The organism is Methylomonas sp. DH-1, from assembly GCF_046097555.1.
Classification (GTDB): domain Bacteria; phylum Pseudomonadota; class Gammaproteobacteria; order Methylococcales; family Methylomonadaceae; genus Methylomonas; species Methylomonas koyamae.
The window spans coordinates 2,236,162-2,258,899 of sequence record NZ_CP143089.1 but is presented as its reverse complement, the minus strand read 5'-3'; the positions used below and the strand labels follow the sequence as shown (position 1 = coordinate 2,258,899).

Genomic DNA, 22,738 nt, shown 5'->3' with positions numbered 1-22,738 from the left:
ATTACAAGTTCTTCAAATTCAGGCCAAAGCCACTAAATGATTTCGTTTCCAAGTCGGGCAGCACCGTCCCCTTAGCCGCACCGAGCAGCGGCGGGTTTCAACAGATTTGCCAACGTAGGTTCAATTCGCGTTAGCGTCATCGGACGCCTGTGTTTTTAAGGTTTCGCTAGCGCGAAGCTTTTTTAATGTCGGGTCTCGGCCCGACAGCCGAGTGGCTTTCGCTACGAAAACCATCCTTGGTTTTCGCCCTGCGGGCCAGCCTATTGGCTGTTCAAATTCGTTCCTGACGAATTTGTGTTTGGCCAAAGAAAAGCCACCAAAAGAAAGGCCACCCGGATGCCGCTTATTCCCTGCGCTCCTCGCTTTTGAATGGGGTTGGCGGAAGGGGCTCCTGCCCCTCCGCCAACGCGTCGCATCCCTGCGACGCCCCTGCGGGCTGTTCCATTCAAAAGCTGCGGTGCTCGGCGCGGCATACGGGAGATAAAACCCTCCCACTACCGACAGACTTACCGAACAACACGGGTAAATCTTTTGTCGGGGTCGGCCCGATTACCCCCAGCGAACTCGGACGCGGGGTTTTTTAAGGCTTCGCTACCGCCACAACGATTGAATACCGGTTCGCCGGTTGTTCCCCCTTTGCCGCGCCGAGCACCGGCGGGTTTGGCAAGATCAGCCCGTCAGGGGCGCGGCAGGGAGGCCGCGCGTTTTCGGAGGGGCAGGAAGCCCCTTCCGAAAACCCTTGCCAAACCCGACGGCGCGCAGGATTCAAGCGGCAGCGGGGTCGCCTTTTCTTTGGATACTTTCTTTTGGCGACGCACAAATTCGTTTGGAACGAATTTGAACAGCCAAAGGCTGGCCCTTTAGGGCGAAAACCATGGATGGTTTTCGTAGCGAAAGTATCGCGGCCGCCGGTCCGCGAACCGGCGTTCAAACCAGCCGTCGCGCCAGCGACACCTCTTCCATGCCGCTGTGAGATGAACGGCGTTCGCTCTAAACCCTCGAACTCAACCGTATCCGAATCGGCTGCGGCATGCTCTCCGGCGGCGGCCGGCCGACGCTGGCCCGCAGCCGCGGCAAGGCCGCACGCAGGGCCTGGTCGATGTCGGCCTTACCGCTGCCGCCGGCCAATTCACTGCGGCTGATGCGGCCGTCCGGGCCGACCCAGATTTCCAGGATCACGCTGTAGCCGGCTTGCGCGGCCGGGGTGTCGGCCAGCAGGTTTTGCAGGCCGGTCTCGACCTGGCGCTGGATCTGGCCGCCGTACCACAGAATGGCGTTGCCGCCGCCACCGCCCAGGATCGAGCGGCCGCCCTTGCGGGCTTGAAGGCCAAAGCCGTCGCTGCCGGCGGTGCCGTCGGCATCCACGCCCAGGTCTTCGGCCGGCGGCGCTTCGTCGGGCTCCGGCGAAGGTTCGGGCTCGGGTTCCGGCTCGGGTTCTTCGATCTTTTCTTCCTTGATTTCCTCCGGCGGTGGCGGCGCTTGCTCCGGCGGCGGGGGTGGCGGAGGCGGCGGCTGGATCATCGTGATCTGCTGCACCTGCTTTTTGGTCTGCGGCGGCTTCTCGAACTTGTCCGCCAACCACCACACGCCCAAACCAATCAGCAGGCTCAACCCTATCCCCAACACCACCGGCAAGCGCCGCAGCCAGGCGTATTTGTTTGTCATCTCGTTTCAATCAGTCGTCGCCACAACGCCCAGTGCGCCGTGTTCTCCAATCCATCCGGCCGATACCCGGCCTGGTTTTCCCCGGTTTGATTCCGCGCCGGTTTGCTTCCGCGTGGGCGCTATTGGTGTCACCGACACGCATCGCGCCATTCCGCGTGGGCACATAAACCGTGCCCACCCTACGTCCTAAATCGAACCCAAACGTTTTGAAGGTTTTGCTACCGCCACAACGATTGAATACCGGTTCGCCGGTTGTTCCCCTTTGCCGCGCCGAGCACCGGCGGGTTTGAACGGATCAGCCCGCAGGGGCGATGCAAGGATGCATCGCGTTTTCCGCAGGGGCTGGGAAGCCCCTTCGGAAAACCCCGTTCAAACCCGACGGCGCGCAGGATTCAAGCGGCAGCGGGGTGGCCTTTCTTTTGGTGACTTTTCTTTGGCCAAGCAAAGAAAAGTCACTCGGCTGTCGGGCCGAGACCCGACATTCAATCCAGCCGTCGCGCCAGCGACACATCCTTTACTTCACCAACTTCTGCGTCACCAACCCCAACTGGCTAATCTGCAACCGGGTAACAATGTCCAAGACCTCAATCACCTTCTGGTACTGCACGCTGGCGTCGGCCTTGACCACCACCGGCAGGTCCGGCGTCGCCGCCTTGTATTGCGCCAGCCGGGTTTCCAGTTCCTGCAACGATACCGGGTAGGTGTCGAGATAAACGCTGCCGTCCGGGGTGATCGAGATCGCCTTGGTCTTGGGTTTGGACAGGCTGGGCGTGCTACTGGCCTTGGGCAGGTTGACGGTAATGCCCTGCACGGTGGCGGTGGTCATGATGATGAAGATCAGCAACAGCACGTAGGCCACGTCCAGCATCGGCGTGATGTTGATGTCGTCGTATACCTTGCCTTCTTCTTCGACTTTCATGTTGCGTCTCCTGGCTTAACGGGCGTTGGCTTGATTAGCGGCGGCCTGGCGGGCGGCGCGCATCGATAACAGGGCCAGAAATTCGTCGCTGAACACGCGCATGCCGGCGCTGATGTCTTTGATCTGGGTCAGCAGGTAGTTGTAGGCAAACAGGGCCGGGATGGCGACGGCCAGGCCGGCGACGGTGGCCAGCAAGGCGGCGGCGATGCCGGGGGCGATGGAGTTGATGTTGACGTCGCCGCTGGCGGCGATGGCGGCAAAGGTGATCATGACGCCGACCACGGTGCCGAGCAGGCCTAAAAACGGGCCGCCGGCGATGGCGATGGTCAGCAGCACCATGTGCTTGTTCAGGCGTTGGCCTTCGTGGACGATCTGGCTGTCAAGTTTGACCCGCAGGTAGTCCCAGGCTTCGCGGGTCACCACTTGGTCGGCGCCGCCTTGCAGTTTGTTCAGTTCCTGGATCGCGGTGTGGTAGAGGTGGTACAGCACCGAACTCTGGAAGTGGTCGTGTTTGCCGACCAGGGCGGTCAGCCAATCCGAGTCGGCCAGTTCGTGTTCTTCGGCGGTTTCGGCCTGGTCCAGCGCGCCGAGCGTGTTCGGGTCGAGCTGGCGGTATTGCGTCAAGAAGGCGCGGTTGTCTTTGCCGATGCGGTTGATGACCAGGGTTTTGCTGACCATGACGATGACGGCGACGATCAGCATGATCAGGGTTAAACCGATCACGACCCAGCCGTCGACGGTGACGTTTTGCACAATGACCATGAAGTGGCCGGCGTCGCCGCTGCCGTTGGATTCGTCCTGGCCGAAGCTGAGCACGGCAAAGTCGGGGCTTTGGCTGCGGTAGGCGAATTTGAGCCAGTCGGCGCTGCGGGCGGTGGCGGCGATTTGGACTTCGTCGAGCCAGCCTTGGTAGTTATCGCCCAGGCGGATGCTCGGTTGGCCGGCGGCGAGTTGGGTTTTAACGCTGCCGACCGGGACGCCGTCCAGGTAGAGTTCGACGATTTGCGGCGGGGCGTAGCTGTTGGGGTTTTCGGCGGCTTTGGCGCCGGTGTAGGCGGCCAGGGTTTCCGGGCGCAGCACCAGGGCCACGTGTTGCCATTTGCCGAGGGTCAACGTGGCGACCGGGGTGCTGGCGCTGCCGGCGACGGCGGTCAGGGCGTTGCCTTGCAGGGTCAGGCGCAAATCCAGGCCGGGGGCTTGGGCGCTGAGCACGGTGGCGGCCGGGTTGGCCTGGTCGATCTTCAACCAAGTGGTGAAGGTCCAGCCTTTGCTGGGATCCAGCGCCAGTTGCGGCGCCGGGTTGACGGTAATGGGGCCGGCGCCGCTGAATTGGGCGGCAGCGCCGATCCAGCCGGCGGCCTGGATCGCGGCTTTGGAGTCGGCGGCGTGGGAAGCATAAGCGGTGGCGTCTTGCGGCAACGTCTCGGACGCATTGAAGTGGTAGACCAGGCCTTGGGCCACGTCGTACAGGCTGTTGCTATCCGAAGCGTCCGGGGCGTTGGCGTTGCCGTAATACAGCCAGAAGTCGTCGGTGGAAACGCCACCGCGCACTTGCGGCAGCTTGACCCAAACCAAACCGATCTCGCTCAGCGCATCGACCTGCTCGACCTGGTAGGCCAGCGGCGTCTGCTCGTCTTTCAAGGCGCGAAAGTCGCGGCCGTTGTCGGCCAATTCGGCAAAGTAGCCGAAGTTGCCGGCGTGCAGCCGCACCAGCACCGGCACCTCGCTCAAGGTCTCCTGCACGTCCGCCCCGGTCGCCGAGGCGTCCACCGCCACCTGCCGCCGCGAACTCCAGTCGGCATTCCACCAGGCTTGGGCGAGCAATGGAAAACACAGAACGGCAAAACCGAACAGTAAAGACTTTTTAAACATTGAATTCTGCTATCAAAATGTAACGGCGCCACCGACAACCATGGAGCGGCAAGCGCAGTGGCTTGCTGCAAACGGCATTAGGACGCCTGATTAAAAATACCTGTCTTATGTTTTGCAGTAAGCGTGCCAATCCGTATCCCGATGAAATCAAGCACTTAGCAAGCAAACTGTTTATTGGCTGCTGCTTAATCAGCATTTGTTGCTGATCGTGTGTTGCTATTTCAGCAGTGGCTTTAGCAATGCTGATTCGGCAACAATCTTTGTTTTCCAGCCAACAGGCCGCCGTATTGCGCAAAAAAAATCCCGGCCTGAGCCGGGATTCCGCTGCGCGAGGAATAATGTGGTCAACCGCCGCAACCGGCCTTGCCGTCGCGGATATCGCCGACGCTGCACTGGCCGTAGCCGACGATATCGGTGCTGAGCACGGCAATCGGGGCTTTTTTATCGCCGCCGCCATTTTTGCCGTCGGCATCTTTATTGCCGGCGGCGGGCGCATCGCCTGCCGACTTGGCGGCACCGGTGGCGGCGCTATCGGCCCCGGTCGGCACCACCGGGGCCGCTACCGCGGTGGGTACGCCGGTCGAAGTGCCGCTGGCCTGAATGTTGGAAGCGCCGATTACCGCGGTGGCGGCGATGGTAATGTCGCCGCCGCTGATGCCGGCCTCGCCGGCGTCGACCACGCCTTGCGGCGCCGCCAGCGTGACGTTGCCGCCGCCGATGGCTTGAATCCCGCTACCGGAAATAATCGGCGGGAACACGGTGACGATATTGCCGTTGGCATCGACCGTAGTGATCGGCTTAGGCGCCGACAAGGCCGACTTCGCGCCCTTGCCGGCGTCGATGTCGCCTTTGGAAGACCAGGCCACGATATTGCCGCCGCCCAGGGTGAACACGCGAGATTGGTTCACGTTAACGTTGTCGCGGGTGAATATGTTCAGATTGCCGGCCTGCTGCACGACGATACCCAATTCGTCGGCGGCTTTTTTGCCGGTCAGGCCGACGTCGAGCTTGCCGCCCGGCACCGCGATGTTGATGGTGCCGCCGGCCAGGGTTTTCACGGCGCTGAACACCAGACTGACATCGCCGCTATATTCGGCGTTCGGGAACAAGGCCTGAATCGCATCGAAACCGCGCTTATACTGTACGGCGCGTTGGCCCTCCCCTGCCGCGGCCGCGGCTTTGGCCGATTGGTCGATTTCGGCAAACAATACCGCCAGCACGTTACCGAGATAACGCTGCTGCTCCGATAATGCCTGGCTTTCCAGACCGTTTAACCATGTGGGATAGGCCGAGCGGTATTTATCGATAAATCCGGCCAGGTCGATACCGCCGGCGGTACCGGCCAACAAATCGATGCTGGCGCCGATGTTGCCCAATCCCGAATTCAACAAATTGCCGACGGTCTGAATCCCGCCGGAACTGCCCAACACCACGTCGCCGCCGGCGATCACTTGCAAATGGCCGGGGCCGCCCAGGCGGAAGAATTGCGGATTGTTGCGGGTAAACACCACGTTGCCGTCGCTGTCGGTGACGGTATCGAAATTGATGTTGCCGCCGGCCATGATCAACGTGGCATCGCTGCTCGATAAATTCTGGCCGTTGACCGACAGGTTGTTGATATCGCGGCCGGCGATAAAACTGGCGGCCTGCGGCATATGGAACGTCGCTTCCAGCCCGGCGGCAAAGCCGATGCTGCCGGTTTTAGCCACGATCAACGGCCGAGTTTGGTCGTGCAAATGCACCGGAACCACGGCATGTATCGTCGCCGGCTTCGGCGAATTGGCATCCAATAATTGCTGGGCCTGAATGTTGCCGGACACGTAATCGCCGTCCAAATTGCGCGCCGGATTGGCAATGCCGGGCAACAAAGCCGGATCGGTATCGGACATGTTGACGCTGATCTTCTTCGCCAAGGCCACCGGCGTATCCGAGCCGATGTTGCCGTTGGCTAGCAGTTCCAGATCGCCGGCCGCATCCGGATACAGCGTCATCGAGCCGTTGATCCTGATATCGCCGCTCAATGCCGCGGCGCGCAACGTGGCCGGATAAACGAAATACTCGAATCCGCTGCCGTCGTTCGACGCCAGTTTCTTCACGGCTTTGACCGTATCGTAGTCGTTTTCGAATACCAGATTGCCGGCGGTCGAGGTCAGGTTGACGGCACTGTTGGCGGTATAGCTGAAAAACCGGCTATCGACGCCGTCGCCGGGAAAACTCGGAATTTTTTGTTTCAGCGCGGTCGGGCTCAACGCGGCGGCCAATTCGATATCGCGCCGCGCCCTGACCTGGAACTCGGCATCGCCGACATCCAGCATCACGCCGACTGTTTGCGCCGATCCCGGCACCGCACCTTTGGCGATACTGCCGCCGGCGATCAGTTCGGCGCTGCCGCGCCCGGTGTAAAACTCGCCGGCGACGATATCGTTTCCGGCAACCACGCTAAGGTCGCCGCCGCCGTTAATGTAGGTGCCGGTCTGCAACCAGCGGCCGTTTGCGTCTATCGTGCCCAGCGGTTTGCCGGTGGTCGGAATCATTACCGACAAATTGCTGATATTGCCGCCGGCGAAGACATCGACGTTACCGCCGCCCAGGGCGCCGACGTTCTGGTTGAAATAGCGGTTGGCGCCGGCAAACAGCATATTGCCGTCGGCATCGGATTCCAGTTGCTCGAAATCGCGGTTGCCGCTGATATTGATACCCCAGGCAGTGGCCTGGTTGGTATCGCTGCCGGCCTGCCATTGGCCGTCGCGCACCAGCCAATCGCCGATACTTTGCCCGGTTTGGATGCCGCTGATATCGCCGCCGGCGCGCAAACCGATGTTGCCGCCGCGAGTCGGAAACTCGGCATACAGGGCAATGCCCTGCACGATGCTGTCCTGATCCAGCAAACCGTAACGCAATACCCGATTCAGTTGCTCCTGGCTCAACCGGACCAAGTAATTTTGCACGCTCTCGCCGGCATTTTGCGCCGGGATGCCCGGAATCTCGCCGTTTAACAACTGGCTGCGGCTGTACAGTGCGCTGGTGCCCATCGTGTACACCGCGGCGGCGGCCTGGTTATTGCCGCTTTTCGGCAGGAAGCGGATACTGCCGCCGGCGTCGATGTCTATCGATCCGGTCCCGGTTCTGACTTTGACCTGCTCGCCGCCATGGGTGGCCGCCAGATTCACGTCCTGGCCGGCAATCAGCTTGTAACTCCAGGATAAACCGGGTTGCAACAAGTCCTTGGTTAGCAGTTTACTGCCCAAGGCCGCTTCCAGATCCTGTTGTTCCTGGCCGGGCAGCGAGGTATTGGCAAAAGCGTCGCTCAACGACGCGTTAACGCTCAACTGGCCGGCGGCGCGCAGGGTCAGGAAGCCGGGCAATTGGCCGTCGCCGTAACGCCAGTCCGACTGCCAGTCGATCCCGTTGTCGGCCCACTGGCCGGCCATGAAATCCCAATTATCGGCCAAAGTCAGATTGCCGCTGCTGCGGACTTCGATACCGGGCAGTAACGCCAAATCGGCGGCAGACAGACCGCTCAATGCCGGCCGGTTTTGCATGAACTGGGCGGTTTGGTCGCGCCAGGTAGCGATAAGATCGCTGGTAACGGTCGATACGCCGGTGTAAACCCTTACCGCTTCGACCGCGCTGCGCTGCGGATCGGCACCGGTAATCGTGGCATCGATCGGCGAAATGTTGACTTGATTGCCGTTGCGTCCGGTACGCAGATGCAACGCACCGCCGTTGCCGCCGGCAGCGCCCGATACGTCTATGATTCCCGCGGCCGCCGCCAAGTCCAGCAAACCGCTACCGCTATCGTCGCGGTGCAGCGTGTCCAGCGTGACCTGGCCGCCGTTCTGGCCGTTAGCGGTGGCCTGGGCCAGGATGCGGCCGGTTGCGGCCAAACTAATGCCGTTGCGGCCGTAAACGTCGATGCTGCCGGCCTTGGCAGCAGAAGCGTTCAAGGTACCCGCAATCGTCACCGCGCCCTGATCGGCCTCTAATACTAATTGGCGAGCGCTCAACGTAGTGCCGGCATTCAGCGCGATATCACCGTGGCGTTGTTTCAAAGATACCTGTTCGGCGAAGCCGGCTTGAGCCAGTTTTGCGCTCAACGTGGAAATATCGCCCAGATCTTTAACATCCAACGCCAAGCTGGCCTGCTTGAAATTAGCATCGGTGTGCAGAGCGGCTTTGCCGTCGATAGCGCCTTGCCAGTCGAATTTGCCTTGAACGGCGCTGACCCGCATTTGGCCGGCGTCGGCGGCCTGGTAAGTCGCGCCGTTCAGTGTCCGTTGGCCGCCGCCTAGATTGATTTGCGCGCCGGATTTCAGCGCCACGTCGCCGTTGCCGGCCTGCAGGGCCAAATTGCCGCCGGCGGAGTATTTCACGGTATCGGCGAAGGCCAGAGCCCGGCCGGACAAATCGACGACGCTACCGCTTTCCAGACTGACCGGACCGTTCAGCGCGTGCAGGCTCAAGCTACCGGACGGCAGCAAAAACCGGCCGCTACCTTGGATGCTGTTGCCGGCGATGGACCATTGCACGCCCAAACCCGGCGCCAAATCGGCAGGCAACGCACTGCCGGCCAGCAGATCGACCCGGTAACCGGCGGCGTCGATACTGGTCGTCGCGCCGTTATCGCCGCCGATATAGGCCGCGTCCAGCGTCAGATTGCCGGCCACCTTCAATTTGCCGGGATCGGCAAACCGGCTGTTACCGGTTGCCGGATCGACGATGCGACCGATGCCGCCGATGCCGGCGTTGGCTTTGAAATTGACGTTGCCGAAGCCGCTGATGCCGTAACTGCCGGCGCCGAGACGGATGTCGTCCGCGTTCAAATTCAAGGTGCCGCTACCGGTTCCGCTACGGTTGCTGGCGGCGCCCTGGTTGAATAGAGCTATCGAATCGGCATTGATATTCGCCGCCGCGCCCTGATTGGCAAAGCCGTTGATCGCCGCCGCCGAAATCAGCAAGTTGTCGACATTCAAATTGACGCCGCCGTAGATATCGAAATCGCCGCGGCTGTTCAGCCGCAACTCTTTCAAGTCGAAGTCCGTGTTTGCCAGCACCAGGCCGGGCGTATTGGCCGGTGCCGCGCCGATGCTGATGCGGCCGGCGTTCAGGGCCAACGCGGCGCCCGCCATATCGATGCTGCCGTCGAACACGGTGTTTTTGGTCGCATCCAGCAGCGCCGAACCGGCTGTTTTAATCAATGCGCCGGCAGCCACGACCAACTCGCCGCGGTTGCCGCTGACGGTTTGATCGCGGCTGACTTCGGCCTGCCCGCCGGCCGTGACCCGCAGCAGAGCGCCGTCGCTGCCGCCGGCCGCGTTGGAGACCAACAAGTTGCCGCCGGACAGCCCGGCCGAGCCGGCACCGATCAATTGCGCGCCGGCCGCAACCTGAACCAAATCGGTGGCGGCCAACAAAATCTCCTGGCCCTGCAACACCGCATTGCCGGCCACCGTCAGTTTATTGGTGGAGACGGTCAAGCGCTGGCCTTTGGCCTCCTTGCTGCGCTGGCCGCCCAACAACAGGCTGGGCGCGTTGAATTTGTTCAAATCGGCGGCCACCAAGCCCACCGTTCCGCTCTCCAGTCCGGCCAGATCGGCACTGTTGCCGACCACAGCCAGCCGGTTGCCGGTGATATCGACTTGGCCGCCGGCACCGCGCAAGGCCGGTTGCGCCGCCAAATCCGCCGCCAATTTCAGGCTGCGCTGCGCCGACAATACCAGACTGCCGGCATCGCGCGGCAATTGCGGCGCCGCTTCGCCGGCCGCCTCGGCTTTGTCGGCAAAGAAGCTGTTAGCGTAAAAGTCTATGTATTGCGAACGGGTGCGGGCGATGGCGCCGGGTTCGACCACAAAGCTGCTACTGCGCTGGTCGGCAATCGCGGTGCCGGCAACGCCGTAGCGGCCGACCACGACCGGACTGCCGGCGTTATTGGTGGTATTGACCACTGCATCCTGGCTGCCGGCCACCGCCGTCACCAAATAAGCCCCCGGCAACAAAGCGTAACGCGCCGGCAACAAGGTATACCAGCCCTCGGCCAGACCGCTGCCGGCCGCCAGATAAACGCTATCGCCGTTGCGCAAGCCGGCGCCGGGCGATTCCAACGGATCGTAAGGCGTCAAGCTGGAATTGAAACCGGGCAGTACCGCAAAGCTGCCGTTGCCGGCCGCCAAAGCGTCGCTGCTGCCGCCCGGGCCGGGGATGAATTCGTAGGCATAGAGATCGCCGCCGCCGGACAGGTCGATCAGCGCCCCCTGTTGCAAGTCGACATCTTGGCCGTTCAAGTGCAGACTTTTCTCCGGCGGCGCCGTAACCACGATATTGGCGGTTTGGCCGGCATCCAGCGGATACAGCCAATCGGTGCCGCCGGAACCGCGGCCGAAAGGCACCAGCAAGCCGTCCGCCGACACCGATGTCACGCTGCCGGCTGCCAACTGCAGGGTATTGGCCGCATTCAAGTTCAAACTGCCGAACGGCGCTTTCAGCGTGCCGCGCTGGTAAATATTGGCGGCATTGACGGTCAGGCTGCCGCCGGCCGAATACACCGGCGTATGCTGGCCCGCACTATTCAAGAACGTGACGGAACGGCTGCCGGCGTCGATCAGGTAATCGGTCAGCGTGCCCGGATACAGTTGATTGGCCTGCAAGGTCAAATCGCCGGCCACGTTCAAGCGGCCGACATAATCTTTTTGGGTTGAGCCGAGCAAACCGCGCAGGCGCATATCGCCGCTGCTGTTGACGCGTATCGTATCGAAGCCGTTAAAGGCTAAGCCGCCGACCAATTCGACCGCGTTGGCATTAGCGCTAAATTGGCCGCTGCCGCCGCTGGCGGCAGCGGCCAGACTGTCGCCAACCCGGCTTTGCGATGAACCCAGCGCCAGGTAGGCGCTATTGAGTTGCACCGTGCCGCCGTCGCTTTGCAGGCTGGGGGTATCGAATACGATTTGGCGGCCGCTGTGCAATTCGACGTTGCCCTTGAACAGAACGCCGCTATTCAATTGGCCGCCGACTCGCGTAGTGTCGGTTTCGAACGCCAACGAATCGAAACCGGCGGCGTTGATCAGCCGGCTGTTCAATAAGGCTCGGCCGCCGTATAGCGCCGGATCGATAGCGCTGCCGGTCGCCAAACCCGCCGGAACGTTGGCGGTGTCGGCCGCGGAGATTTCAATCCGATAAGGCTGATTCGGCTTTCTGTCGTCCGGGAATAGGCTGCCGGAGATCGGAATTTCCGGCTTGCCGCGCAAACCGCGATCCAGCGCGACCGTCAGGCTGCCGCCGGCCGCACCCGCGCCGCCGCTGGCGGCATGCAGCGCGGTGTCGGCCAGAATACCCTCGCCGGCAATCAACTCAATGCTACCGCCGGCCGAGGCAATAGACTGCCTGGCGTAAGTCAGGCGGCCGTTGCGCAGTTGCGCAATATCCAGCAACGCCGAGCTACCGGAGACATCGATCTGCGAGCCGGCTTTGCCGACGATATAACCGCGGTTGGCAGCCAACGCGACGCTGCCGCCGGCCAGCACCTGGCCGGCCAGCAGGCCGGCGGCGCTGGGTTGGCGCAGATAAGCGCCGCTGGCGCTCAAGCGGCTTTCGCTACCCAACCAGATACCTTGCGCGTCGTTGAAGCCGGTGATTAACGGCGGATTGACGATATTCAGCGCAATCCGGCCGGCCGGCGTATCTATCGTGCCGTTCAGGAAAATCGAGGTCGAGGAGTTTAAGGTCACCGAACCGCCTATGCCGGTGCGAATCGCGGCGCCGGAGCCGATGCTCAGATGTTCGTCGGGGCTGTGCTCGGCGATTTCGGCGTAGGACAGGTTAAGACTGACCGGCTAGCGCAAGTATTCGGGCAGACTGAATTCGCGGCTGACATCCACCAACTTGCTGCCCGACGCAGCGGCCCCGGACGCGGCCAGCAGTTGCCGATTGCGCGGCTGCAAATCGATCTGCACGTGATCGGCCACCTTTAGACCGTAGCGGTTGGCCACGATGTCGAAATCGGCAAAGCCGCCCTGCTGAAAAAAGCCCGGCGCCAGCAGCAGAGGTTTTGCCGTGCCGGCGCGTGGCGGCAGGTCGCTGGCGGAACCGATCACGACTTCGTTGCTTTCCAGGTGCAGTTTACCGCCCTGCGCCAAACCCCAGGCTTGCAACGAACCGTTCAGGACCAGACTGGCCGGCGTCACGCCGGCCAAATGGGTTTGCGCCCGCAAATCGATGCTGCCGGCTTGGCCGGCTTGGACATGGCTATTGGCCTTGCGCCAGGCGCCGCCGTCGGCGACGATGCGGCTGCCGGCTTCCAAGATCAAATCGCGCTGCTCGCTACGCAAACTGACGCTGCCGGCATCGATGGCAATCGGGCTTAACCCCCGGCCTTGTTGCATATCCAAGGCGTCGTTAATCCACAAACCGCTGACATCGATCAAAGCGCCGGCAGCAAAAGTAATCGACGACGGTTGCATGACCTGGCCCATCACCACCGGCTGCAAATTGACGCTGCCGGACGGCGCGACGATGCTGCCGCGCAGCTCAAAATTTCGCGCGGTCAGATTCAGGTTGCCGGCTGCCGGCAAATCGATGCGGTTGGCGTCGGCCAGCAGCAGGTCGCCGTTGGCGCGCACGGTCAGATTACGAAAGCCGGCGTTACGCAAGGTATCGGGATTGATATTCAACGCCACCGGCGCCGGATTGCCGCTGCTGCGGCGCGGAATCGGGTCGGTCGGCCCCAACGACTGCACCACGGCCCGGCTGTCGAAGGTCACGTTCTGTCTGCTGAAATCGTTGCCGTTGATCAAATCGATCAGCAAACTGGCGCCGGCCGCCCATTGTTCGGGACGGCGCTGCAAGGCGCCGGTCACGGTGCTGCCTTGCAGATTGCCTTCCAGTAAGGCTTCGTACGCGCTAATCTGTAAATCGCCGCCGGCTTTGCCTTCGACGTAGCCCGGGCTGTAATGCTGGTAATTGAACAGATTGTCGTAGGCCAAATCCGGGTCGGCATCGGCGATATTGATTATCCGATTGCCGGTTGCCAGATTCGTGGTGACGATATTGCCGCCTTGGTAGGCTACCGAGCCGCCGGATACGTCCAAGCTGCTGCCGGCTTTGGTAACCACGTCGCCGCTGGATTTCAAGTCGATGCTGCCGCCGGCGGTGCTGCGCTGGTCTATATTCTTCGCCACCCGATCGACCGCGCCTTTGATATCGGCCACTGGAATTGCAGCGCTGACCAATTTGCCGTCCGCATCGTAAACCAGATTCGCGTCGCGGATGTCGACTTTGACTTTTTTGCCGTACAACACGCCGTCGCGTTGCAGCGGCGCATCGCGCAATTCGTTTTTGCGCAATTCCACTTCGACCACATTGCTGTCGGCCGACTGCACCACGTTCTTGACGCCGGATACGTCGATCTTGGCGCCGCTATCCAGAAAAATTCTGGCGTTGCCCTTCTCCGCCGGATTCGACAAGTTATCCAGCGCCTGTAGCTCGACGTTGCCGGATTTGGCCTCGATCAGCGAACCATTGCGCATATAGACTTTGTGGGCGCTGACCTGGACGTAAGACGGCGTCTGTGCTTGGGCGTCGATGGCGGTCAGGGTTTTGTCGGCGTCGAGATCGACGCTGGTCCGGCTGTTTTCCGCCAGATCGACGGTAGCGCTGGTGCCCAACTGTTCCTGGCCGGGCAATACGCTGTTGCGCTTGGTCGATTTGCCCAGCAATTTGCCGCCGACCGAACTTGGGGTTTGGATACCTTCCCGCGCCAACAGCCGTACCGAGCCATTCAATTTTACCGACGTGGTGGCCGAGGCAATGCCTTTTTGGTTGACGGCAAAACCGATCAGGCTGGCATTGCCGCGTTCGGCGATGATTTTGCCGACGTTGTTGACGTCGCCGCCGGTACCGACTTCCACCAACAGGCCACGCACGTTCGGATCGTCGCTGGCTTCCTGCAGGTAAACCTTATCGGTCGCAGCGGCGAGCACGGTCTGGCCGTCCGGCGTTTCGATGGTACCGGCATTGGTGATGCTGGGTGCGGCCAGTATCACCCGGCCGCCTTCGCCATGGGTTTTGATGCTGGCGCCCTGTTGCACGAAAATCTCGATTTTGACCTTATTGCCGGCCGCATCTTTGACATACTCGCCGTTGGCGTTCTTCAAAAACAATTCGCCGTTGCCCTTCAAAGCCGCCGCGCTGTTGGCGAAGTTATTGGTGTTCTTGTTTAAATCGAATACCTTGGTGATGCCGTTTTCGAAATCGGCCTGACTGATGTTCAAGGTGCTAGCCACCAACGCATTGACGTTGACTTGGGCATCCTTGCCGAACAAAAATCCGTTTTGGTTAATCAGATAGACTTGGCCGTTCGCGGTCAACGAGCCGAAAATTTTACTGGCGTCCTGTTGGTGGATGTTGTTCAGCGCAATCGAGGTGGAACTGGGTTGTTTGAATTCGACGCTGTAACCTTTATCTATGTTGAACGATTTCCAATCCAGCACGGCCTTGTTGGTAGCCTGGTTGATCGTCATTGCCGTGCCGACCACCGAGGCGGTGGCCTGGCCGCTGGTTGCCAAAGCGGCCGGATTCAACGCTTCCGGCAGCGGCGAGTCGGCTACGGCCGGCGCCGCTCCGGCTCCGAACACCAAACCGCCGGCGATCAGGCTGCGTATCGCCGCGGCTAAGGGTTTGGGATGGCTGAAGGGAACGTCGGAACTCAACAAGGGCTGATGTTTCATAACTAATCGGATTCTGAAATGGCTGGCGGCCCGGTAAATCCGGACCGCATTCGAACTCGGGAAACCACAAAAATCGTTTATCCGCTAGCGGAACAATGCGCTCGGGCGAATAAGCGATTTGTGCGGACTCCCTGGCCTTGCGCCGTCCGCCTGGCACGAGCCGATACCGGCGGCGGAACAACCGGCGGTGGCCGGCAAAAATTAAGCCGCGCCGCCTGCAACTTGTAAAAGCCGAAGCCGACGCAGCCCAATAAGCTGTCCCTATCCTGTCGGCCCTCCCGGTTTCCTTGCGGCCGTTCCTGAAAAAATCCGTTTCGGGCGGCTCCTGCTCGCCCTAATCGTCCTTGGCTGGTCGGCCGTCCCTGGCCGTTATTGCTCCATAAGTTAAGCTTGCCGCTTACTTCAGCTCGATGACGGTGTTGGTGGTACCGCCGAAATCCGGGTTGGCAACGCCGTTGTTGAACGCCACCGGCGCCACGCCCAGGCTGGTATAACCTCCGGCTGACAAGTGAGACAAAGGTACGACCGGATTTTCCGGATCGAACGGCACCGATACCGACGCGGTGCTATCGGTTTTGGTGGTGGCGAATACGCCGGATTGGCCGAACGGCAGCACGGCGTTGGTGTTGACGGTTTTCAATACCGAGACGTTAGCCAAGGCGCTGGCAAAGGCTTCCAGCGCGGCGACTTTATCGGCACCGATTGCGCTGGCCGGCCGAATCAAGACTTCGCCTTCCGCCCATAACGGGTAACTACCGTTAGCCACGTTGGCGATAGTCGGCGCCGCGCCGTCGATTTTGACGTAACGCCAAGGCTGGCTGACGTTGGCGTTGCGGTCGCCGCCGTGAACGGCAAAGCCCCAGAATTTTTTCAAAGCCGGATTGAAGCCGCTGGTGTTGGTGCCGTTTTGCCAATCGACCAACAAGGCATCGGTGGCGTTGGCGCCGCCCGGATTTTTCGCAATCGGCGCGGTCGCACCGTTATCGATTGCCGCGGTATTCAAGGTCGCGGATTTAGGCTTAGTAGCACCTTGAACGTAGGGATAGCCCAGGATTTTGGCATAGGACACTGCTGAAATCGCCGCACCTTGATTACGCCGGCCGATCGCGACCTTGGTAGACTGCGGTAATGCAACGCCGGCCGCTCCAACGATAGAAGCGTCGGTCAAAGGCAATACCGGTTGGCCGGCCACGCTACGGTCGACAATTTTGACATCGCTCCAGTTTTTGACACTGCCGGCCAGCAGGCTGGCCAGAAAATCCCGGCTCAGGGACGGGATGTAGCTTTCGTCGTCGTATTTACCGATATTGGCCAGAGTATCGGCCGGCAATTGGCCGCTCTTGTATTGCGCGACTTGCAACACCTTATAAAAGTCCAGCGGTACGCCGATGCCGTAAACCAGACCGCCGGTCGGGACCCGGGCGATATTGTTGGCAGTCAACGCCGCCGGCGTCAGACTGGTGTTCCAGCCGGCGGTATTGGCGTTGGTGCTGGGCTCTTTGACCAGTTCCGGATAATTGTCGGTACCGGGCGCCAACAAGGCCGGCGCATCGACGCCGGTAAAGCCGCCGTCGGACAATGTGTTTTGCACCAGATAGTTGTTCCAGGCGGATTGGCCGGAGCTGCCGCCGGTGTTGGTGATCTCGGCTTTCCAGAATTTGGCGCCGTCGGCCTGCCAGGCACCCAACTGGCTGGAACCGAAGGTGCCGTCGCCTTTGTTGGGCAGAAAAATATCCAGATGGTCCAAACCGATATTACCGGCCAATGGCACTACGCCGTAACCGGCCGCGCCCAACGAACGTTTTTCGACGTAAATCCGTTTACCGGCCAGACCGGCCGGCAGACTGGCGGCACCGGTAAAATAAAAGCCCTGGAAGCGGCGGCCTTTGTTAGTGCCTTGCAAGTCCTGGAACACGTCCAAAGTGCCCGGCGCCGCCAAGCCGAATTTGATGGCTTCTTCGATGGCGCGGTCTTGCGCGGCGCCGCCGGAAGTAAAAATTTTGACCTCGGCCGGACCGTTATCCCACGGCGTCAGCGCGTTTGCGCTTTGCGCTACTGCCAATAACGAAACGGCCGCAGCCAGCGTTTTTATGGTGTGTGCTTGTGTCATTACTTAATCCTCAAAAATTTGATGTCCTTGTCAGGCGGCAAGACCGGGCTTGCCGCCCAAACGCTTAAACCGCCAATCCGCCGGCTTTACGGCGAGTTACGCCCAACAGGCCGGCCAGCGCCGAACCGAACAACCAGACCGCGCCCGGCACCGGTACCGCGGCAACTTGCGTACTGAAGGTCAAAGTGTTGTCGGTGCCCAGCACGAATTTACCCAACGAGGTGAACTGGTTTTTACCGTCGGCGAACGGATTGGTGGCCCAGATGAAGTCGTACTCGCCGGCGCCGGCCTTGGTCGGCACGCCAGGTAGTAATTCGCCATCCCAACCGATAACTTTGGTGTCGTAGAACGCAACTCCGTTGACAGGGTCCAGTGATGCCACGTCGGCGTCTTCGCCTTCTGCGGCGATCTTGGCGTTTACTGCGGCCAGATAGGCGCCGGTCGTGCCTGAACTACTTGGATTGCTCTCCAGCGCGGCAATCTTGTTCGGATCCAACGAGCCAACGCCAGGCGCGGTAACCAAAGCCCCCCATTGCGTGTTGTAGGAGTCTGTATACAAACCATCGAAGCCTGGCTCGACTCCCAATTTGTCGTAGTTGGAACCGGCAACGTTGTCCTTCTCGTAACCGCCCAACACCGACCAACGCAAATTGGCTACATTGCTGATGAAGCTGCCGAATTGGCTGTAGCTGCTCAGATTCCAAACCAGCTTGCCGCCGTTAGCCGTCAACGCATCGCTCAGCACCGTGGAAAAACCGGCTGCCCCCGGCTTGTTGCCGGCAAAGTCGGCGTAATTCAGGCCACTCACACCGCTCGTGGTCGCCAAGCCCAGGTTCAAAATAAAGGTTTGTTTGGTGGCATCGTCCACCGCGCTGAACACCAAGGAACCTGGTTTGGCGTCGCCGGTTGCAAAACCGAAGCCGGTGTCGATCGCCGCCGCCGCGTTACCGGCAAACAGCGCGAACGATATCGCCGCCGCAAGTTTGTACGTTGTCTTCATGTGATTACCTCAAGTCAGATTAGAAACAGGCCCGCCAGTCATTGGCAAAAACCGTAAAGCTGAAGATTTAGAAAGCGCGATTTCTCGCCAACCTGATCCTGCAGTAAGCGTGCCAACACGGTAAATGCGTGATACTTAACAGTTTTCGGAAATAGCAAAGATGGAAAGCTGCTGATATTTCAGCAAGCGCTGCTGATCGGCTGCTGATAAATCAGCAATCGGGCAAATAAAAAATATGCGGGATTAATAGGGAATTTAGGCGGCAAGGCCAAAATCGCCGGCCGGCAGGTTTGAAACAATTCAGTAATAAAACCAAACACCTGTACCTAAGTACAATGGCCTTACGCTTTCAAACAAACCCCAGATTTTGAGGCCGGACCTGATAACGGCAACATTCGCCGCCGCATCGAGCCTGCCCCGCGCCTGCTGAATGTTCAACAGCAAATGTTGCCGATCTGCTGAGAAACCAGCAATCGACCAAGCCCGGTACCGATTGACAAAGCGCATTTTTCCCGCCGGGGTCGGATTAAACCCGGCCTTGGTGCAGGCTATACCTTTATAGCCAAGCAATTTTTCTGCCTATCCCGAAATCGGCGCCGAGATTGGCACTGGTATTGCAAATTCAGTGGCGGGACTAAACAACACCCAACGCTAAAATTTCAACGAAAAGGAAAATCCATCATGAAACACAGCTTAACCATCGCAATCCTGTCGGCACTGGGTACCTGCTACGCGGCTGCGGCAGCCGCGGAAAATACCGGCAACCGTTACGGCTACCCGGTGCTTTACCATTCGGAGATCAGTTCGGCCCGCGCCTGGCTGGATGTCAGCCAGGACCGCCGGAACGAGCAAGAAGCCGGGGACCATGACGACGACGAGCACGGCCGCAAAAAACCGGTAATACTGGACGTGCGCCGGATCGAGGAATACGTCGCCGGCCACCCGGTAGGCGCTTACAGCATCCCGTTTCCGCACGTAACCGGCAGCCCAAGCGAAGCCAACGATCAAACCGATTACATCGGCTACGATATTTCGGTCGATCCGGAGGTGGGTTTTCTGCTCGACCAGTCCGCCAAGGACGGCACATTGCCGATTCAAAACTTCGTCGACTATGTCGAGTCGCTTTTCCCGGACAAGGACCAACCGCTGTACATCCTGTGCGCGACCGGCCACCGCAGCGTGCAAGCGGCGAACGCATTGGCCAAATACGGCAACTACACCAATGTTCGAAACATCTGGGAAGGTTATAACGGCCAGCCGAAATACGCTTACACCGGCGCTACGCCGACCCAACCGTTGGTTGCGCTGGATTTGAATAACGACGGCGTGGTCAACGGCGACGACCGCGACGGTTGGGCGTTCTATCAAGGCTTACCGACCGAAACCAAGCTGCAAAAAAACAAGCTGTACCGGCCGTTGTTGTCGCTATATCCGGTTAAAGCCAAACCGGGCCATAAATCCAAACGCAACGCCGACGATTAAACCGGCCGGGCGTTTTTTGACACGCATACCGATTCCCGCATTTGCGGGAATCTTTTGTTTCCCCCCGGCCCATTTGGGCTAAGCCTTGGCAGCGCTGCCAGCTTATCTGTTTCGAATCAACCAGTGCCGCAACACGCCGTCAACAGGTTTTGCGCTATCTTGACGCGGCACCTCGCCTGACCGCTCGCCGCACAGCATTACTTGGCGCTGGTTCCCTAACCTACTGTAACAGCCATTATTCAGCGGACAAAAAAAACGCCGGCCCTTGCGGGACAGCGTTTTCGGGGTGCGGCAAGCGGATTGGTTATAACTTGCCGAGCACTTCCTTGGCTTCGGCCAAGCCGTCGAACTCGACTTTCTTGTCCACCGCTTTTTGCAGATGCTCACGGGCTTTGACCGGGTCGTTCATTTTGTAATAGATCATACCCATGTGGTAATTGGCGATCGGCGACTGCGCGTCGCGCTCGATGGATTTGGCCATGATTTCCTTGGCCTTATCGAAATTGCCCTGCTTGTAAGCAATCCAGGCCACGGTATCCAGCATGTTCGGGTTATTGGTTTTCAGCAGCGGTTCGGCCAATTTCGCCGCCCGTTCCAGATTTTCCGGCGTCGCCGCAAAATCGGACAAATAGCTGGCCAGATTGTTAACCGCCACGGCCGAATCCGGATGCTGCTTATACGACGTTTCGTACAGGGCCAGCACTTCCTGGTTCTGGCCTTCGCGATGGTACAACCGGGCCAAATCGTCGACCAATTCCATTGCGCCACCGGTTTTCTCGATACCTTTTTTATAGATATCGATCGCTCCGGCTTTGTTCTTTTGCGCCAGTTCGATCAGGGCCAGATTGCGGTAAGGGCTGTACCAGTCGGGTTTGATCGACTGCGCCTTTTGGTAAGCGGTTTTGGCTTCGGCGAACTTCTGCTCGTTCAGGTAAGCGCCGCCGATCAGGTTGTAGGCCACGAAATGGTCCGGCTGTTGTTTGACCACCTGTTGCAATTTGGCCAGGGCCTTGTCGGATTGCTTCAGCACCAGATAGCTTTTCACCATCTCGGTCAAAGGCTCCACCGCATCCGGTTTACGCTCCAACGCCTTTTGAAAAGCGTCGACGCTTTCCGCCAGCTTGTTTTCCGCCTGATAGGCCAAACCCGACATGTAAAAGCCGGTGGCGTCCTTGTCGTTCAGTTCCTGGACTTGCTTGGCTGCGGCTTGGGCCTTGTCCCAATGCTTTTGCGTCACTTCCAGCTTGAACAAGGCTTCCAGGCCTTTCAGGCTTTTCGGATTGGCTTTCAGCAAGGTTTCCAATTGCTGTTTGGCTTGGTCCGGCTTGTTGCCTTTCAGAAACAGGCCGACCAAATCCAATTGCGCGGTTTCGTCGGCCGGCGTCAGCGACACGACTTTTTCCATGTTCTCGCGCGCCAGTTCGTCTTCGTTATTACGCAGATGCGCCGCCGACAGCATTTTCAACACGCCGGTGTTGTTGGGCTGGTCGACCAGCACGGCACGGAAATCGGCAATCGCGTCCGGTATCCGGTTTTCCGCCAATGCGAATTGGCCGCGCATCGTCAACGCTTCGGCATCGCGCGGGTTGTTCTCCAACACTTCCTTGATCAGGCCTTTGGCTTCGTCGCCGCGTTTGGTCAACGCATACAAGGCGGCCAGTTTATTGCGCGCGGTAATCGCACTGGGCCCCAGCTTGTCGCGGTCGACAATTTCTTTCAAAGTCGCTTCGGTCTTGTCGAATTCTTTTTTGGCCAGATGGATATTGGCCAATTTAAATTTCAATTCGTAGGCATCCGGCTTTTGCTCGATCATCGGCAACAATTCGGCAATCGCCACTTCCGGACTGCGTTTTTCCAGCAGAAAATCGATCAGATAAGTTTTGGCGGTGTCGTTGTCCGGCATTTTCGCCACGGCATCGCGCAAGGTAGCTTCGGCCTTGTCGACTTGCTGGGTGCTGACTTGGAACAGCGCCAGGCTGCGGTAATGCTGTAGTTGCTGCGGTTCGATCTTGACGATCTCGGCCAGCGTGTTTTCGGCTTCGGCCGCATTTTTGGTTTTGGCGTACAAGCCGGCCAGCATGCTGCGCAGCGGCACGTTATCGGCTTTTTTCGCAATCGCCTCTTTCAACATGGCGATGGCCTGGTCGGCTTTGTCCAGCCTTGTTTGAATCGAAGCCATCATCAGCGTGGCCGGCACGTCGTCGGGGCTTTGTTTCAAGGCCCGCTCGACCGAAGCGATGGCGCCGTCGTTATTGTTCTTGGCCGATTGCACGCCGGCCAGCAAAACCAGGGCTTCGACGTTATTGGGTTCTTTGGCCAGCGCTTCGCCGGCCATTTTCTCGGCGTCGTCGACCATCCGGTTCAGCAACAGCAATTGGCCGACCCGCACCCGCGCCATCACGTGATTTTCGTTGCCGGCCACCACGGAACTGTATTCCTTGAACGCCGCTTCGATTTTGCCTTGTTTGCTCAGCGCTTCGGCCATTTGGAAGCGGCTTTCGGCGTCTTTCGGATCGATTTGCAGCACGTTTTTAAAGGCCAATTGGGCTTTCTCGTAATCGCCCGCTTGAAACAACTGTTTACCCTCTTCCATGTATTTCGCTTTCCGATCCTCGGCGCCGTTACAGGCCACCAATCCGGTCGTCAAAACAACAATGCCCAGATTTTTCAAAAATTTATGTGTTGTCATGAGTATCTCGATGATTCTTGCGTGTGGTTGTTTCGGACGCGCCGGTCGAAGCTGGCGATTGTAGACCTGCCGCGGCAATCCTGCGCGGGATCTTATAAATCAAGATCTTATATCGACACGGTCGCACTGTTACACGCGACGCGGACATTCGATCAGCGATTCCTTAGCTGCTTTAAAAACGCTGCCGGCCCGATTTTAACTTATTTGCGCGGCCAAACTGGTACCGGGTTCGGTAATTTGTCCGGCAACCAGGTGCGACATGACGCCGCACCCCCGGCGCTGG

At 59.7% G+C, this 22,738-nt stretch carries 9 protein-coding genes; 1 reads left to right on the top strand and 8 read right to left on the bottom strand.

The window, feature by feature from the left end; genetic code table 11:
• Positions 1-990: 990 nt before the first annotated feature.
• From VXJ35_RS10475 to VXJ35_RS10445, 7 genes are all read right to left on the bottom strand, one after another.
• On the bottom strand, positions 991-1,665 hold the full coding sequence (locus VXJ35_RS10475) for a TonB C-terminal domain-containing protein (protein ID WP_064021506.1): 675 nt from the start codon (positions 1,663-1,665) through the stop codon (positions 991-993).
• A gap of 514 nt (positions 1,666-2,179) precedes the next feature.
• Positions 2,180-2,584, bottom strand: a complete 405-nt coding sequence (locus VXJ35_RS10470; RefSeq protein ID WP_064021505.1) for a biopolymer transporter ExbD — start codon at positions 2,582-2,584, stop codon at positions 2,180-2,182.
• 15 nt (positions 2,585-2,599) lie between these two features.
• Positions 2,600-4,456 (bottom strand): DUF2341 domain-containing protein, encoded by a 1,857-nt coding sequence (locus VXJ35_RS10465; RefSeq protein WP_064021504.1) that lies wholly within the window; start codon positions 4,454-4,456, stop codon positions 2,600-2,602.
• A 344-nt stretch (positions 4,457-4,800) separates the two neighbouring features.
• The gene (locus VXJ35_RS10460) at positions 4,801-12,177 is read right to left on the bottom strand and encodes a filamentous haemagglutinin family protein (protein ID WP_064021503.1); all 7,377 of its coding nucleotides are present in this window, start codon (positions 12,175-12,177) and stop codon (positions 4,801-4,803) included.
• A gap of 105 nt (positions 12,178-12,282) precedes the next feature.
• Positions 12,283-15,174, bottom strand: a complete 2,892-nt coding sequence (locus VXJ35_RS10455) for a filamentous hemagglutinin N-terminal domain-containing protein (protein ID WP_064021502.1) — start codon at positions 15,172-15,174, stop codon at positions 12,283-12,285.
• A gap of 397 nt (positions 15,175-15,571) precedes the next feature.
• Positions 15,572-17,284, bottom strand: a complete 1,713-nt coding sequence (locus tag VXJ35_RS10450) for a hypothetical protein (protein WP_064021500.1) — start codon at positions 17,282-17,284, stop codon at positions 15,572-15,574.
• 64 nt (positions 17,285-17,348) lie between these two features.
• Positions 17,349-18,284 carry a hypothetical protein gene (locus VXJ35_RS10445; protein ID WP_064021499.1) on the bottom strand — a complete coding sequence of 312 codons (936 nt, stop codon included), beginning with the start codon at positions 18,282-18,284 and terminating at the stop codon, positions 17,349-17,351.
• A gap of 681 nt (positions 18,285-18,965) precedes the next feature.
• On the opposite strand from VXJ35_RS10445, the gene VXJ35_RS10440 reads away from it, so the two are divergent.
• A complete protein-coding gene (locus VXJ35_RS10440; RefSeq protein WP_064021497.1) occupies positions 18,966-19,766 on the top strand; it encodes a rhodanese-like domain-containing protein in 801 nt (266 codons plus the stop codon).
• Between the two features lie 304 nt (positions 19,767-20,070).
• Here VXJ35_RS10440 and VXJ35_RS10435 read toward each other — a convergent pair whose 3' ends face one another.
• A complete protein-coding gene (locus tag VXJ35_RS10435) occupies positions 20,071-22,455 on the bottom strand; it encodes a tetratricopeptide repeat protein (protein ID WP_064021496.1) in 2,385 nt (794 codons plus the stop codon).
• Positions 22,456-22,738: the final 283 nt, after the last annotated feature.

Excerpts from the sequence above, each read along its gene's own strand:
- VXJ35_RS10475 (WP_064021506.1), bottom strand. The coding sequence starts at position 1,665 with ATGACAAACAAATACGCCTGGCTGCGGCGCTTGCCGGTGGTGTTGGGG.
- VXJ35_RS10470 (WP_064021505.1), bottom strand. The coding sequence starts at position 2,584 with ATGAAAGTCGAAGAAGAAGGCAAGGTATACGACGACATCAACATCACG.
- VXJ35_RS10465 (WP_064021504.1), bottom strand. The coding sequence starts at position 4,456 with ATGTTTAAAAAGTCTTTACTGTTCGGTTTTGCCGTTCTGTGTTTTCCA.
- VXJ35_RS10455 (WP_064021502.1), bottom strand. The coding sequence starts at position 15,174 with ATGAAACATCAGCCCTTGTTGAGTTCCGACGTTCCCTTCAGCCATCCC.
- VXJ35_RS10450 (WP_064021500.1), bottom strand. The coding sequence starts at position 17,284 with ATGACACAAGCACACACCATAAAAACGCTGGCTGCGGCCGTTTCGTTA.
- VXJ35_RS10445 (WP_064021499.1), bottom strand. The coding sequence starts at position 18,284 with ATGAAGACAACGTACAAACTTGCGGCGGCGATATCGTTCGCGCTGTTT.
- VXJ35_RS10440 (WP_064021497.1), top strand. The coding sequence starts at position 18,966 with ATGAAACACAGCTTAACCATCGCAATCCTGTCGGCACTGGGTACCTGC.
- VXJ35_RS10435 (WP_064021496.1), bottom strand. The coding sequence starts at position 22,455 with ATGACAACACATAAATTTTTGAAAAATCTGGGCATTGTTGTTTTGACG.